The sequence below is a fragment of the Streptomyces sp. NPDC049687 genome, assembly GCF_044465285.1.
In the GTDB taxonomy this organism is placed as follows: domain Bacteria; phylum Actinomycetota; class Actinomycetes; order Streptomycetales; family Streptomycetaceae; genus Streptomyces.
Genome location: NZ_JBITLN010000015.1, coordinates 178,773 through 193,401, shown reverse-complemented (window position 1 = coordinate 193,401; position 14,629 = coordinate 178,773). Strand labels below are relative to the sequence as shown.

Sequence of the window (14,629 nt, the reverse complement as noted above, 5' to 3'; positions counted from 1 at the left end):
CAGTCCTCCAACCCCGCCGTCCTCGCGTTCCTGCGCGAATACGAGGACGACCTGGTGCTGTGCGTGCACAACTTCTCGCGTTTCGCCCAGCCCACGGAGCTGGATCTGAGCCGGTTCAACGGGCGCTACCCGGTCGAGCTGTTCGGCGGGGTGCGTTTCCCGGCCGTCGGTGAGCTGCCCTACCTGCTCACCCTGGCCGGGCACGGCTTCTACTGGTTCCGGCTCCGCAGGGAAGCCGCCTAGAACTCCGGTGGCGGGGCGGTTTCCCTCGCCCCGCCCGGGGCACGCATCAGTAGCACCCCGACCCCCCGGGGAAAGGAATGTGACGCAATGGCGAAGACTGTCACACGTTCCGGCAGCTCCGGCACGACGAGCCCGGGCCTCCTCGCGTCACTGGACCCGCTGCTGCGGGAGTGGCTGCCCCGGCAGCGCTGGTTCGCCGGCAAGGGGCGTCCGGTCACCGGGTTCTCGCTGGTCGCGGCCACGGAGCTGGCGCCGTCCGGAGCCCGGTTCGGCTTGTACCACCTGCTGCTGCGCGCCCATCAGCCGGAGAGCCCCGGAGACTGCTACCAGCTGCTCATCGGCGTACGCGAGGCCCTGCCGCCCCGGCTGGCGCCCGCCCTGATCGGTCATGTGCCGGACGGGCCGCTGGCCGGACGGACCGTGTACGACGCCCTGTACGACATCCGGCCCGCCGAGCTGCTCCTGGAGGCGCTGCGCACCGGGGCCCGGATCGGCGCCCTGCGCTGCGAACGGGACCCGGACCAGGAGATCAGGTCGGGTCTTGTCCCGCGCCTGATGACCGCCGAGCAGTCGAACTCGTCCGTCGTCTACGGAGATACGTTCATCCTGAAGCTGTTCCGGCGGGTCGCGCCCGGCATCAACCCCGATTTGGAACTCCCCCTGGCGCTGGCCCGCGAGGGCTGCCCCCGGGTGCCCGCGCCGACGGCCTGGATGGAGACGGACCTGGAGGAGGACGCGGACGGCTCGTACGTCCTGGGTGTCCTCCAGCCCTACGTCCAGGGCGCGACCGACGGCTGGGAGCTGGCGCTGCGGGAGCTGGCCAAGGGGGAGGACTTCGCCGCGGAGGCGCGGGCGCTGGGGCGGGCCACGGCCGAGGTGCACGGGGCGCTGGCCCGGGCGCTGCCCACGGCGACGCTCGGACCGGCGCAGATAGGGCCGATGGTCGACGCCATGGTCGTACGCCTCGACGCGGCGGCGCAGGCGGTGCCGGCGTTGCGGCCGTACGCGCCCGCGCTGCGCACCGCCTACACCGCGCTGGCGGATCTGGCCGCCGAGGGGCACAGCTGGACCGCCCAGCGCGTCCACGGCGACCTCCACCTCGGGCAGTGCCTGCGGGCGCCGTCCGGGGAGTGGGCGCTGATCGACTTCGAGGGCGAGCCGGCCCGGCCGCCGGCCGAGCGCAGGATGCCGCAGCCGGCGGTGCGGGACGTGGCGGGGATGCTGCGGTCCTTCGACTACGCGGCCCACTCGGCCGAGTCACCCGTCCCCGGCTGGGCGCAGGCCTGCCGGGCGGCATACTGCTCCGGGTACGCCGAGGTGGCGGGCCGCGACCCGCGCACCGATCCGGTCCTGCTGCGGGCCTACGAGACGGACAAGGCGGTCTACGAGGTCGTCTACGAGGCCCGGCACCGCCCCGACTGGCTCCCCGTCCCGCTGTCCGCGATACACCGCCTCGCCGCACCCGACTTGCCTTGAGGAGGCCCCGCACGTGACTCCCCCGAAGAAGAAGGCCACCGGTAAGAAAGCGGCAGCCGAGGAGGCGGCGGGCAAGAAGAAGGCTGTGACCAAGAAGGCGGCAGCGAAGAACACGACGGCGTCCAAGAAGACGACGGCGGCCAAGTCGACAACGGCGAAGAAGACGACGGCCAAGGCGGTGGCGAAGAGGACGACGGCCGAGACGACACCCAAGGCGGCGGTCAAGGCGGCGGTCAAGGCCGCGGTCAAGAAGGCCGACACGACGAAGGCGCCGTCGAAGACGGCCCCCGTCGCCCCGCCCGCACCGCCCTTCTCGCCCGCACCGGACGCCGGCGACCGCGAGCGGCTTCTGCACGGCACTCACCACGCCCCGCACTCCGTGCTCGGCGCGCATCCGGTGCCCGGAGGGGTCGTCTTCCGCGCCCTGCGTCCCTACGCGCGGTCGGTCACGGTCGTCGCGGGCGAGCTGCGGGCGGAGCTGCACGACGACGGTGACGGTTTCTTCTCCGGGCTGCTGCCCCTGACCGAGGTCCCGGCCTACCGGCTCCTCGTGGCGTACGAGGACACGACCCTGGAGACCGAGGACGCGTACCGCTTCCTGCCCACCCTGGGCGAGCTGGACCTGCACCTGATCGGTGAGGGCCGGCACGAGGAGCTGTGGACGGTGCTCGGCGCGCATCCGCGGACCCACGAGGGTGTGACCGGCACCAGTTTCTCGGTGTGGGCGCCGAACGCGCGCGGGGTACGGGTGGCCGGGTCGTTCAACTTCTGGGACGGCACCGGGTACCCGATGCGTTCGCTGGGCTCCTCGGGGGTGTGGGAGCTGTTCGTGCCCGGTGTCGGCGAGGGCGAGCTGTACAAGTTCGACATCGTCCGCCCCGACGGCTCGCACACCCTGCGCGCCGACCCGCTGGCCCGGCGCACGGAGGTCCCGCCGGCGACCTCGTCGATCGTGCACAGCTCGCGGTACGAGTGGGGCGACGAGGAGTGGCTGGCCCGGCGGGCCGACCTACCGGCGCACGAGGCGCCGTTCTCGGTCTACGAGATCCATCTCGCCTCCTGGCGTCCTGGTCTGACCTACCGTCAGCTGGCCGAGCAGCTCCCCGCCTACGTCAAGGACCTCGGCTTCACGCACGTCGAGCTGATGCCGGTCGCCGAGCACCCGTTCGGCGGCTCCTGGGGCTACCAGGTCACCGGCTTCTACGCGCCCACGGCCCGGCTCGGCAGCCCCGACGACTTCAAGTACCTGGTCGACGCGCTGCACCAGGCCGGTATCGGCGTCCTCATGGACTGGGTGCCCGCGCACTTCCCGCGGGACGCGTGGGCGCTGGCGGAGTTCGACGGACGTCCGCTGTACGAGCACGAGGACCCGCTGCGGGCCGCGCACCCCGACTGGGGGACGCTGGAGTTCGACTTCGGGCGGCGCGAGGTGCGCAACTTCCTGGTGGCCAACGCGGTGTACTGGTGCGAGGAGTTCCACATCGACGGGCTGCGGGTGGACGCCGTCGCCTCGATGCTCTACCTCGACTACTCGCGTGAGCCGGGCCAGTGGACGCCGAACGAGCACGGCGGGCGGGAGAACCTGGACGCGGTGGCGTTCCTGCAGGAGATGAACGCGACGGTGTACCGGCGCAACCCGGGCGTCGTGACGGTCGCGGAGGAGTCGACGGCCTGGGACGGCGTCACGCGGGCCACCCACCACCGGGGCCCGAGCGGCTTCGGCGGACTGGGCTTCGGCCTGAAGTGGAACATGGGCTGGATGCACGACTCGCTCGCGTACATGAGCCACGAGCCCGTGCACCGCAAGTACCACCACCACGAGATGACCTTCTCGATGGTGTACGCGTACAGCGAGAACTACGTCCTGCCCATATCCCACGACGAGGTGGTGCACGGCAAACGCTCACTGGTGTCGAAGATGCCCGGCGACTGGTGGCAGCAGCGCGCCAACCTGCGGGCCTACCTGGCGTTCATGTGGGCCCACCCGGGCAAGCAACTCCTCTTCATGGGGCAGGAGTTCGCGCAGGGCGCGGAGTGGTCCGAGGCGCACGGCCCGGACTGGTGGCTGCTCGACCCGGCCTACGGCGCCGAGGCCGACCACCGGGGCGTGCGCGACCTGGTCCGCGACCTCAACACCGTCTACCGTTCCGCCCCCGCGCTCTGGCAGCGCGACACCGACCCGGCCGGTTTCCAGTGGGTGGTCGGGGACGCCTCCGAGGACAACGTCTTCGCCTTCCTCCGGTACGACACCGAGGGCGTCCCGCTCCTGTCGGTCTCCAACCTCTCCCCCGTCGTCCGCCACGACTACCGCCTCGGTGTCCCCGACGACGTACCGGCCTGGCACGAGGCCCTCAACACCGACGCCGAACGGTACGGCGGCAGCGGGGTGGGCCGGCCCGATCCGGTCAAGCCGGAGCCACAGGGCTGGCACGGCCGCCCGGCGAGCATCCGCCTGGCCCTCCCCCCGCTCGCGACGGTGTGGCTGCGGCCGGCCTAACCGTCCTTCTTGCCGCCGGACATCAGCCGGCGCAGCGCCGCCAGCAGTCCTCTGACCTGTCCCTCCGGATGGGGGGAGGCGGCGGAGTGATCGGGGTCCGGGCGGTGCAGGACCGGGGCGTCATGGGCCAGTTCGTAGCGGACCGGCAGGACTCGCAGGCCCCGCACCACCGGGCCCGAGCGCCAGGGCAACTGGTCGGGCGGGAGGGCGAGTTCGGCCTGCGCGAAATGGTCGAAGACGCGGCCGACGGCGGTGGAGACGATGAGGGCGCCCAGGTCGCGGGCCGCGCTCGGGCACTGGTGGGGGCCCGCGCCCCAGCCGAGATGGGCTCGGGTGGAGACGGCGGAGCCGACCATGTGGGAGGCGCCGATGGCGATCAGGTCCTGGTGGGCGGCGGCGCAGGACGGGGAGACGATGTCGCCCGCGCGGATCCAGAACTCGCCGAGCCGCACGTCCCGGGCGGCGAACCGGAAGCACATGTTGGCGACGGGCGGATTGGCGAGGGCGGCCCTGTTGACGGTCTCGCCGAGCTGCCCCGCCGACAGGCTGCGGCGGACCGTGGCGTTGCCGCGCAGCACCTCGAGGAGGGTGTTGAGGACCATGTTGCCGGTGATGTCGTTGAGGTAGACGGCGTTCATGAACAGCTCCCGGCCGAGCTGTTCGTCGGTGAGGTCCGGGTCGGCCAGCATCAGATAGGAGGTCAGGTCGTCGCCGGGCCTGGCCCTGCGGTGAGCGGCGAGGCGGGTGAAGGCGGCCAGCGCCCGGCCGGTGGCGGGGCCCGCGTCGGGGCCGCCGTCGAGCATCCGCCACAGGTCCATGACGAGTTCGTCGCCGAGTTCGACCGGGCAGCCGAACAGCTTGGTGGTGACCATCAGCAGCAGCGGCCGGGTGTACTGCGCGCCCAGGTCGGCGAAGCCGGTGCGGCCCGACTCGGCGGCGAGCAGGGCGACCAGTTCGTCGGCGTACCGGGCGACGGCCGAGCGCAGTTCCCAGCCCTCGGGGCTCTTGGCGTCCTGGAAGGGGCGCAGGGCCGCGTGGTGGGTGCGGCGGGCGGCGCGGTGCTCCTCGTCGTCCATGAACATCATCTGGCGCACTTCGTAGCCGGCGAGCAGCGGCCAGTCGTGCGGCAGTTCGCCCAGCGCCCGCGCCCGCCAGTGCCGTACGTCCCGCCGCCACAGGCTCTCGTTCTTCAGGACCTCCAGCACTTCCCGGTAGTCCAGGACGAGCCACACCGGTACGCCCATGAGGCCGACGGGCGCCACCGGGCCGTACGTTCCGCGCAGCCGCCGGTATACCGCGCCGGGGTCGGCGTCGAACTCCGCGGTGAGCAGCGGCTGGACGGGCAGCGACCCCAGGGCGGGGCTGTCGGCCGGTGCGGTGGCATGGGGCTGGGCTTCCATACGGCTACGCTTACCGCACCGGCCGTGCACACGCAGTGATCACGGCGCGAACTGTTACGTCTTGGTGATCCCGCGTTACGTCAGCGCCGTCACCAGCGCCTTCGGCAGCTCCTTGGTATGGACCACGCCGAGCCGCTGGGTGGCCCGGGTGAGGGCGACGTACAGGTCACTGGTGCCGTACAGCCCCGGCTCCACCACCAGCACGGAGTCGAACTCCAGGCCCTTCGCCTGCCGCGGGTCGAGGAGGACGACGGTCCGCGTCAGGTCCGGCTCCGCGCCCGCCGTCACCCCGTCCAGCCGTGCGGCCAGCTTCCGGTGCAGATGGCGCGGGGCGATGACCGCGAGCCGGCCCTCGGCGGGCGTCAGCTCCTCCACCGCCTCGGCCACGGCGCCGGGCAGGTCGTCGGTGGCGCGCGCCCAGGGCCGTACCCCGGTCGACCGCACGGAACTCGGCGGCTCGAAGCCGGGGTGCTCGGCGCGTACCACGGCCGCCGCGACCTCCATGATCTCGGCGGGCGTGCGGTAGTTGACGCCCAGGCGGGCGTGTTCCCAGCGGTCCCCCACGTAGGGTTCGAGGATCTTCTCCCAGGAGCCGACGCCCGCCGCCTCCGCGGTCTGCGCCGGGTCGCCGACCAGGGTCATGGAGCGGGTCGGGCTGCGCCGCATGAGCAGCCGCCACGCCATCGGGGACAGCTCCTGCGCCTCGTCGACGATGATGTGACCGAACGCCCAGGTCCGGTCGGCGGCGGCGCGTTCCGCGGCGCTGCGGTGGTCGTCCTCCTCCTGCCGCTCGGCGAAGCGCTCGGCGTCGATGATGTCGTGGGCCGACAGCACCTCGGAGTCCTCCTCGTCCTTGTCGTCGAACTCGTAGGTGCGCGAGGCGTACGACACGTCGAGCACTCCCTGCGCGTACGCCACCTGCGTCTCCCGCTCGCGCTCCGCCCGCGCCCGGGCCACCCGTTCGTCGACGCCGAGCAGTTCGGCGGCCTCGTCGAGCAGCGGTACGTCCGCCACGGTCCACGCCCGGGTCACCGGACGCCGGATGGCGGCCACGTCCTCGTCGGGAAGGTAGCCCACGGGGTCGGCGAGGAAGTCCGCGACCAGGCGCTGCGGCGTCAGGCGCGGCCAGAGCTGGTCGACGGCGGCCCACACCTCGGGGTTCTCGGCGAGCTCGTCGCGGATCTGGGTGATGTCGCTCGCGTCGAGCAGGCTGGAGCCGTCGTAGGGATCGGTGCCGACGCGTTCGGCGTACAGCTCGGTGAGCGTGTTGAGGATGTGGCCCTCGAAGTGCTCACGGGCCACGTTGTGGGGCAGTTTCGTCTCCCGGGTGCGCTCGCGGGCGACCTTCACCAGGCCGTCGTCGAGCATCAGGACCTCCCGGTCGTGCTCGATCGCGATCACCGGGTCGGGCAGCGACTGCCAGTCGCGTACGACCTCGGCGAGCACGTCCGCCAGGTCGGCGCGGCCCTTCACCGCGGCGGCCTCGCGGGTGTCCGTCGCCGTCGCGCGGACGCCGGGGAACAGCTCCCCGACCGTCGCGAGCAGCACGCCGGTCTCACCGAGCGCGGGCAGCACCTCGCCGATGTAGCCGAGGAAGGCGGGGTTGGGGCCGACGATGAGGACGGCGCGCTTGGCGAGGAGCTCGCGGTGTTCGTAGAGGAGATAGGCGGCGCGGTGCAGGGCGACGGCCGTCTTGCCGGTGCCGGGGCCGCCCTCCACGACCAGCACACCCCGGTAGGGGGCCCGGATGATCTCGTCCTGCTCGGCCTGGATGGTCTGCACGATGTCGTTCATGCGGCCGGTGCGCGCGGAGTCGAGGGCGGCGAGCAGGACGGCGTCGCCGGTCGGGTCCTCATGGCCGGTCCGCTCCTGGTCGCCGAGGTCGAGGATCTCGTCGTGCAGGGCGGTGACCTTGCGGCCCTCGGTGGTGAGGTGCCGGCGGCGGCGCAGGCCGAGCGGGGTGTGACCGGTGGCCAGGTAGAAGGGTCGGGCCACGTCCGCCCGCCAGTCGACGAGGACCGGGGTGCGTTCGGCGTCGTCGGTGCGCAGACCGATCCGGCCGATGTGGTGGCTGACCCCGGAGGTGAGGTCGATGCGGCCGAAGCAGAGCGAGCCGTCCACGGCGTTCAGCGCGGCCAGCAGCCCGGAGCGCTCGGCGACCAGGATGTCCCGCTCCAGTCGGGCCTGCATGGGTGTGTTGCCCTGGGCGAGCGCGTCCGTGACGGAGGCCTCGGTGTCACCGCGCAGGCGGTCCACACGGGCGTACAGGTCGTCGATGAATTCCTGCTCGCGCCGCAATTCATTGTCTGGAAAGCCGGTGTTTGACAATTCCGCTCCCGCCCGGATATACTGTGGCCACTGAACTTCTCCGCGACTCGATTCTCTGGAAGTCGCGAATCATCGAATATACGCAAAGAAATCCCCCGAGCGCAATTGCCCGGGGGATTCTCTTTTGCATTGTTCGAGGTCAGAGCACGTCGGACAGCTCCTCCAGCAGCCGGCGCTTGGGCCGCGCGCCCACCATCGACTTCACGGGCTCACCGGCCCGGAACACCATGAAGGTCGGCATCGACAGCACCTTGTAGGCGTTGGTCGTCTCCGGGTTGTGGTCCACGTTCAGCTGCACCACCTTCAGCCGGTCCCCCTCCTCGAAGGCGAGGGCCTTGAGCACCGGCCCCATCTGCCGGCACGGCGGACACCAGTCGGCGGTGAACTCCACGAGCACCGGCAGATCGGACCCGATCACCTCGGCCTCGAAGTCCGCGTCCGTCACATCGGTCACCATTTACCGGCCTCCCAGTTCGCAGTCGGGTTCCGGACCCCCCGGAACCAGCGCCTCGGCGGCCAGCTCGTCCCGCGCCCGCTCGGCCCGCACCAGCTGCCCGGCGACCTGCTCCCGCACCGCACGCAGCTCCCCGATCAGCGCGTCCAGCTCGTCCAGCTTGCGCCGGTAGACCGCGAGCGAGGCCGGGCACGAGTCGCCCTCGGGGTGACCGGCCCGCAGACATTCCACGAACGGCCGCGTCTCCTCCAGGTCGAACCCGAAGGCCTGGAGCGTCCTGATCTGCCGCAGCAGCTTCAGATCGCTCTCGTCGTACGTCCGATGGCCGTTCTCCCCGCGCCGCGCGGGCAGCAGCCCCCGTGACTCGTAGTACCGCAGCGTCCGCGTCGTGGTCCCGGCCTGTGCGGCCAGCTCGCCGATTCGCATGCGTAAGAACGTACGACTTGACGCCGACGTCAAGGCAAGAGCGTCGGCCGCCGCGCTCGGTGAGCGACGGGGCGCGCCATGGCCAGGACTGTCCGAAGATCCGAGCGCGCCCGTCAGCGGCACCGGCGGGCGTTGAGCCGGGCGGCCTGGCGCGTCAGGTGGTCTCGCTCGGCGAGGTGGGGCGCCTTGTGGGCCGCCTCGGCGTACAGCCGTGCCGCCGTCTCCAGGTCGCCGTCGCGTTCGTGGAGATACGCCGCCACCGCGGTGTGGCGGGGCAGTGAACAGTCCAGCGTCGCGAGCGCCGCCAGGCCGGCACGCGGTCCGTCGGCCTCCCCGACGGCCACCGCGCGGTTGAGCCGGACGACCGGGCTGTCGGTCAGGCGCGCGAGTTCGTCGTACCACTCGACGATCTGCACCCAGTCGGTCTCCTCGGCGGTGGGCGCGTCGGCGTGGAGGGCGGCGATGGCGGCCTGGGCCTGGAACTCGCCCAGCCGGTCGCGGGCGAGGGCCGCCTGGAGGATCCCGACGCCCTCGGCGATCAACGCGGTGTCCCACCGGCTTCGGTCCTGTTCGGCGAGCGGCACCAGGCTGCCGTCGGGCGCGGTCCGGGCGGCGCGCCGGGCGTGGTGGAGCAGCATGAGGGCGAGCAGCCCGGCGACCTCGGGGTGGTCGACGGCGTCCGCGAGCTGCCGGGTGAGCCGGATGGCCTCGGCGGCGAGGTCGACATCGCCGGAGTAGCCCTCGTTGAAGACCAGGTAGAGGACGCGCAGCACGGTGGCGACGTCGCCCGGCTGGTCGAATCGCACGTCGGAGACGGTGCGCTTGGCCCGGCTGATGCGTTGCGCCATGGTCGCCTCGGGCACCAGGTAGGCCTGGGCGATCTGGCGGGTGGTGAGTCCGCCGACGGCGCGCAGGGTGAGGGCGACGGCGGACGACGGAGTCAGCGAGGGGTGGGCGCACAGGAAGTAGAGCTGGAGCGTGTCGTCCTTGGTGGGCGCGGGCCCGGGCGCCGGCTCCTCGTCGAGGCGGTCCTCACGCCGGCGGCGGGCGGCGTCCGCCCGCATCGCGTCGAGGAACCTGCGCCAGGCGACGGTGACCAGCCAGCCCTTCGCATCCCGCGGCGGGTCGGCGGGCCAGACGCGGACCGCCTCGACCAGCGCGTCCTGCACGGCGTCCTCGGCCGCCGCGAAGTCGGCTCCGCGGCGCACGAGGACGGCGAGCACGCTCGGCGTGAGGCTGCGGAGCAGGGCCTCGTCCATCCGGGTCGTCACTCCGTGACGGTGGGCGACACGCCGTAGAACGGGCGCAGCTCGAGCCACTCGTGGATCGGCTTCCCGCCCGCCCCGGGGGCGGCCGACAGCTCCCCGGCCAGCTCGACGGCCCGCTCGTGACCGTCGACGTCGATCACCATCCAGCCGGCGATGAGGTCCTTGGTCTCGGCGAACGGGCCGTCGGTGACCGGCGGGCGCCCCTCGCCGTCGTAGCGGACCCACGTCCCCTCGGGGGCGAGTGCCTGGCCGTCGACGAACTCGCCGGTCTTCTCCAGCCGGGCCGCGAAGTCGTTCATGTACTGCAGGTGGGCCGAGATCTCCTCCGGCGTCCACTGGTCCATCGGCACGTCGTTGACCGCGGCCGGGGCGCCGCGGTAGTGCTTCAGCAGCAGGTACTTGGCCATGGTGGTTCTCCTCGCTGGTGCGTCCCATTGTGGTCGCCTTCACTGCGGGGACGGAGCCAGTCACAGGTTCTCGACATGGCCGACGCGGACCGGGCGGAGAAAGAAACCGGGCGGCTGAGCTACGGGGGAGTACTCAGCCGCCCGGATCCTGGTCCGGATGTCCGGCCCCGGTTCAGGCGGGGCCGGACACCCGGGGTCGGGGGTCCTGCGCAAGGGATCCTGTTTTCCGCGGGGCCCCGCGAAGGGGCCTGCGGATCAGGCCTTGGCGAGTTCCTTCTCGCCGCCCTCGCGCGGCTCGGGCACGTGGGCGCCGGTGACGGTCTCGCCCTCGTCCAGCAGGGTCGTCTCGTCGAACGGCAGGTCGCCGGAGAGCACCTGCCTGACGCGGTCCTTGTCGATCTCCTTGGTCCAGGTGCCGATCAGGACGGTGGCGACGGAGTTGCCCGCGAAGTTCGTCAGGGCGCGGGCCTCACTCATGAATCGGTCGATGCCGACGATCAGGCCGACGCCGTCGACCAGGGCGGGCTTGTGGGACTGCAGGCCACCGGCCAGCGTGGCCATGCCGGCGCCGCTGACGCCCGCCGCGCCCTTGGAGGCGAGGAGCAGGAAGAGCAGCAGCGGGATCTGCTCGCCGATCGACATCGGCGTACCGAGGGCGTCGGCGATGTAGAGGGAGGCCATGGTCATGTAGATCATGGTGCCGTCGAGGTTGAAGGAGTAACCGGTCGGGACGGTGATACCGACGACCGCCTTGCTGACGCCCAGGTGCTCCATCTTCGCGATGAGCCGCGGCAGCGCGGACTCGGAGGAGGAGGTGGACAGGATCAGCAGGAACTCCCGGCCCAGGTACTTGAACAGCGAGAAGATGTTCAGCCCGGAGACGGCGCGCAGCAGCGCGGCCAGCACGATGAAGACGAACAGGAAGCAGGTCGCGTAGAAGCCGAGCATCAGTACGGCGAGACTCTTGAGCGCGTCCAGGCCGGCGGAGCCGACCACCGCGGCGATGGCGCCGAAGGCTCCGATCGGGGCTGCCCACATCACCATGGCGAGGATGCGGAAGACGAGCCGCTGGATGTGCTCGATACCGCGCAGCACCGGCTGGCCGACGTCGCCCATGGCCTGCAGCGCGAAGCCGGCGAGCAGGGCGATCAGGAGGGTCTGCAGGACCTGGCCCTCGGTGAAGGCGGAGAGGAAGGTCGTCGGGATGATCGACAGGACGAACTCGACCGGCGGCAGCGCCTCGTCGGAGACCTGCTCGTGGCCGGAGGCCTTGATCGCGTCGGTCAGGTGCAGCCCGTCGCCCGGGTGCAGGATGTTGCCGACGACGAGACCGATGCTCAGCGCGACCAGGGACATCACCAGGAAGTAGCCGAGCGCGATACCGCCGACGGCGCCGACCTTGGCGGCCTTCCGGACGGAACCGATGCCGAGCACGATCGTGCAGAAGATGATCGGCGAGATCATCATCTTGATCAGGTTCACAAAGCCGGTGCCCAGCGGCTTGAGCTCGACGCCGAGGTCGGGCCAGATCAGACCGACGGCGATGCCGAGCGCCACCGCGGCGATGACGGCGATGTAGAGATAGTGGGTGCGGTCCCGCTTCACAGCGGGTGCGGCAGGTGCCGTATCGGGGGTGCTGCTGGCGGCCACGGCTGCCCTCCTTGACGTCTTCGTCGGCATCACCGGCGTGCGGCTCACGTCCGGGGAGATATGGGGAATGCGGTGACTATCTCCCGGCCTGTGAGGGCGGTCACCCTTCTGTTCATTTAGTTCGCGCTTACCCCGAGGGGCACACTGACGGCATGCGCATCCCCGTCCGCGTGCCGAGACCCCGCAGCCTGGCCGGCCAACTGTTCGCCATGCAGGCCGTCCTGATAACGGTCGTCGTGGCCGGGTACGCGCTGTTCACCTACGTCAGCGACCGCAAACAGGCCGAGGAGGCGGCGGGCCGCCAGGCCACCGCGGTGGCCCGCTCGGTGGCCGACTCCCCCTCGGTGCGGGCGGCGATAGACACCCCGAACCCCACCGCCCGGCTCCAGCCCTACGCCCTGCGCGTCATGAAGGACACGGAGGTCGACTTCGTGACGATCATGAACCCGGAGGGCATCCGCTGGACCCACCCCGAAAAGGACCAGATAGGCCAGCGCTTCCGCGGCAACACGGCGGCCGCCCTGCGGGGCAGGACGTTCACCGAGACCTACACCGGCACCCTGGGCGCGTCCGTCCGCGCGGTCACCCCGATCGAGGACGACGACGAGCACATCATCGGCCTGGTCAGCGCGGGCATCAAGGTCGAGGCGATCAGCAAGCGGGTCCAGGGCCAGGTGACGGCCCTGATCGCGGTGGCGGCGGGCGCACTGCTGCTGGGCGCGGTGGGGACGTACGTCATCAACGCCAGCCTGCGCCGCCACACCCATGGCATGAACGCGACCGAGCTCAGCCGGATGCACGACTACCACCAGGCGGCGCTGCACGCGGTGCGCGAGGGGCTGCTGATGCTGGACGGGCAGTACCGGGTGGCGCTGATCAACGACGGCGGCCGGGAGCTGCTGGGCGTCTCCGAAGGGGTGGTCGGCCGGTCGGTGGCGGAGCTGGGCCTGCCGGCCCCGTTGACGGGCGCGCTGCTGGCCTCCGAGCCCCGGGTGGACGAGGTGCATCTGGCGGCCGACCGGGTACTGGTGGTGAACACGTCACCGGTGTCGGGCGGCGAACGGCGGGGCACGGTCGTGACCCTGCGCGATGTGACCGAACTCCAGTCCCTGACGGGCGAGCTCGACTCGGAGCGGGGCTTCACCCAGGCGCTGCGCTCCCAGGCGCATGAGGCGGCGAACCGCCTCCACACGGTCGTCTCGCTGATCGAACTGGGCCGGTCGGAGGAGGCCGTGGAGTTCGCGACGGCGGAGCTGGAACTGGCCCAGGCGCTCACGGACCAGGTGGTCGCGGCGGTGAGCGAACCGGTGCTGGCGGCCCTGCTGCTCGGCAAGACCGCCCAGGCCAACGAGCGGGGCGTGGAACTCGTCGTGTCCGAGGACAGCGGCATCGACGACGGCCTGCTCCCCGAGTCCCTGCCGGCGCGGGACCTGGTCACCATCCTCGGCAACCTCATCGACAACGCGGTGGACGCGGCGCAGGGCACGGTGCGGGGCCGGGTCACGGTGACCGCGCGCACCGCGGACACCGAACTGCTCCTGAGGGTGGCGGACACGGGGGCCGGGGTGGATCCTGCCCATGCCTCCCTGGTGTTCGAACGCGGCTTCTCCACGAAGCCGGCGGGACCGGGCGGACGGGGCCTGGGCCTGGCCCTGGTCCGCCAGGCAGTGCACCGGCACGAGGGGACGTTGTCGGTGGCGGAGGCCGAGGGGGGCGGGGCGGAGTTCGTGGTGCGGCTGCCGTTGCGGGCGACGGCGGTCTCGAGAGGCGAGGTCGAGGTATGACGGAAGTGCCGGGCGAGGAGCCCATCAGAGTGCTGGTCGTCGAGGACGATCCGGTGGCCGCGGACGCCCATGTCATGTACGTCGGGCGGGTGCCGGGGTTCGTCGCGGTCGGGAAGGCGCACACGGGGGCGGAGGCACGGCGCCTGCTGGACCGCACGCCGGTGGACCTCCTGTTGCTGGATCTCCACCTCCCGGACGGCCACGGCCTGCACCTGGCCCGCACCCTGCGGGCGGCCGGCTATCACGCCGACGTCATCGCCGTGACGTCCGCCCGCGATCTCACGGTCGTGCGGGAAGGGGTGTCGCTGGGGGTCGTGCAGTACGTCCTGAAGCCGTTCACTTTCGCGACCCTCCGGGACCGGCTCGTCCGGTACGCGGAGTTCCGGGGCGCGGCGGGCGAGGCGAGCGGCCAGGACGAGGTCGACCGCGCGTTGGCGGCCCTGCGGGCCCCGAGCCCGGCGGCCCTGCCGAAGGGCCTGAGCGGGCCGACCCTGGAGCGGGTGACGGCGGCGGTACGGGAGGCGGCGGAGGGTCTGACGGCGGCGGGCGTCGCGGAGACGGTGGGCATCTCCCGGATCACCGCCCGGCGCTATCTGGAGCATCTGGTGGAGGCGGGAAGGACGGAGCGCAAGCCGTTGTACGGGCAGGTGGGAAGGCCGGAGTTGGTGTACCGGTGGGTGCGGGCCGGTCGGTGAC

12 protein-coding genes are annotated in these 14,629 nt (G+C 71.8%); 5 read left to right on the top strand and 7 right to left on the bottom strand.

What is annotated here, in order from left to right; all coding sequences use genetic code 11:
- The 3 genes from ACIBVL_RS35780 to glgB all read left to right on the top strand — a co-directional run.
- Nucleotides 1-243 (top strand): alpha-glucosidase C-terminal domain-containing protein (locus tag ACIBVL_RS35780; RefSeq protein WP_399104055.1); only part of this gene is annotated, 243 nt, incomplete at its 5' end.
- Between the two features lie 87 nt (nucleotides 244-330).
- Nucleotides 331-1,719: a maltokinase gene (locus ACIBVL_RS35775; RefSeq protein ID WP_399104053.1), complete on the top strand. Its 1,389-nt coding sequence runs from the start codon at nucleotides 331-333 to the stop codon at nucleotides 1,717-1,719.
- Between the two features lie 13 nt (nucleotides 1,720-1,732).
- Nucleotides 1,733-4,216, top strand: coding sequence for a 1,4-alpha-glucan branching enzyme (gene glgB, locus ACIBVL_RS35770; protein WP_399104051.1), 2,484 nt, complete (start codon nucleotides 1,733-1,735; stop codon nucleotides 4,214-4,216).
- Here glgB and ACIBVL_RS35765 read toward each other — a convergent pair.
- The 7 genes from ACIBVL_RS35765 to ACIBVL_RS35735 form a co-directional block, all read right to left on the bottom strand.
- Nucleotides 4,213-5,616 (bottom strand): cytochrome, encoded by a 1,404-nt coding sequence (locus tag ACIBVL_RS35765; RefSeq protein ID WP_399104049.1) that lies wholly within the window; start codon nucleotides 5,614-5,616, stop codon nucleotides 4,213-4,215. The genes glgB and ACIBVL_RS35765 overlap by 4 nt on opposite strands.
- A 75-nt stretch (nucleotides 5,617-5,691) precedes the next feature.
- On the bottom strand, nucleotides 5,692-7,914 hold the full coding sequence (locus ACIBVL_RS35760) for a HelD family protein (RefSeq protein WP_399104048.1): 2,223 nt from the start codon (nucleotides 7,912-7,914) through the stop codon (nucleotides 5,692-5,694).
- A gap of 169 nt (nucleotides 7,915-8,083) precedes the next feature.
- A complete protein-coding gene (locus ACIBVL_RS35755) occupies nucleotides 8,084-8,398 on the bottom strand; it encodes a thioredoxin family protein (protein WP_399104076.1) in 315 nt (104 codons plus the stop codon).
- Nucleotides 8,399-8,401: 3 nt separating this feature from the next.
- A complete protein-coding gene (locus tag ACIBVL_RS35750) occupies nucleotides 8,402-8,824 on the bottom strand; it encodes a MerR family transcriptional regulator (RefSeq protein ID WP_399104046.1) in 423 nt (140 codons plus the stop codon).
- Nucleotides 8,825-8,937: 113 nt separating this feature from the next.
- Entirely contained in the window at nucleotides 8,938-10,083 is a 1,146-nt protein-coding gene (locus ACIBVL_RS35745; protein ID WP_399104074.1) for an RNA polymerase sigma factor, read from the bottom strand.
- Between the two features lie 8 nt (nucleotides 10,084-10,091).
- Nucleotides 10,092-10,499: a YciI family protein gene (locus tag ACIBVL_RS35740; protein ID WP_399104044.1), complete on the bottom strand. Its 408-nt coding sequence runs from the start codon at nucleotides 10,497-10,499 to the stop codon at nucleotides 10,092-10,094.
- Nucleotides 10,500-10,754: 255 nt separating this feature from the next.
- Complete coding sequence (locus tag ACIBVL_RS35735; RefSeq protein WP_399104073.1) at nucleotides 10,755-12,179, bottom strand: cation:dicarboxylate symporter family transporter; 1,425 nt, start codon at nucleotides 12,177-12,179, stop codon at nucleotides 10,755-10,757.
- Nucleotides 12,180-12,301: 122 nt separating this feature from the next.
- Here ACIBVL_RS35735 and ACIBVL_RS35730 point away from each other — a divergent pair, with 122 nt between their 5' ends.
- The gene (locus ACIBVL_RS35730; RefSeq protein WP_399104042.1) at nucleotides 12,302-13,933 is read left to right on the top strand and encodes an ATP-binding protein; all 1,632 of its coding nucleotides are present in this window, start codon (nucleotides 12,302-12,304) and stop codon (nucleotides 13,931-13,933) included.
- On the top strand, nucleotides 13,930-14,628 hold the full coding sequence (locus ACIBVL_RS35725) for a response regulator (protein ID WP_399104040.1): 699 nt from the start codon (nucleotides 13,930-13,932) through the stop codon (nucleotides 14,626-14,628). The genes ACIBVL_RS35730 and ACIBVL_RS35725 overlap by 4 nt, the downstream gene beginning before the upstream one ends.
- Nucleotide 14,629 lies beyond the last annotated feature (1 nt).

Bases quoted from the DNA above. Each gene is read 5' to 3' on its own strand.
- ACIBVL_RS35750 (WP_399104046.1), bottom strand. From the start codon at position 8,824: ATGCGAATCGGCGAGCTGGCCGCACAGGCCGGGACCACGACGCGGACG.
- ACIBVL_RS35730 (WP_399104042.1), top strand. From the start codon at position 12,302: ATGCGCATCCCCGTCCGCGTGCCGAGACCCCGCAGCCTGGCCGGCCAA.
- ACIBVL_RS35745 (WP_399104074.1), bottom strand. From the start codon at position 10,083: ATGGACGAGGCCCTGCTCCGCAGCCTCACGCCGAGCGTGCTCGCCGTC.
- ACIBVL_RS35765 (WP_399104049.1), bottom strand. From the start codon at position 5,616: ATGGAAGCCCAGCCCCATGCCACCGCACCGGCCGACAGCCCCGCCCTG.
- ACIBVL_RS35775 (WP_399104053.1), top strand. From the start codon at position 331: ATGGCGAAGACTGTCACACGTTCCGGCAGCTCCGGCACGACGAGCCCG.
- ACIBVL_RS35735 (WP_399104073.1), bottom strand. From the start codon at position 12,179: ATGCCGACGAAGACGTCAAGGAGGGCAGCCGTGGCCGCCAGCAGCACC.
- ACIBVL_RS35740 (WP_399104044.1), bottom strand. From the start codon at position 10,499: ATGGCCAAGTACCTGCTGCTGAAGCACTACCGCGGCGCCCCGGCCGCG.
- ACIBVL_RS35725 (WP_399104040.1), top strand. From the start codon at position 13,930: ATGACGGAAGTGCCGGGCGAGGAGCCCATCAGAGTGCTGGTCGTCGAG.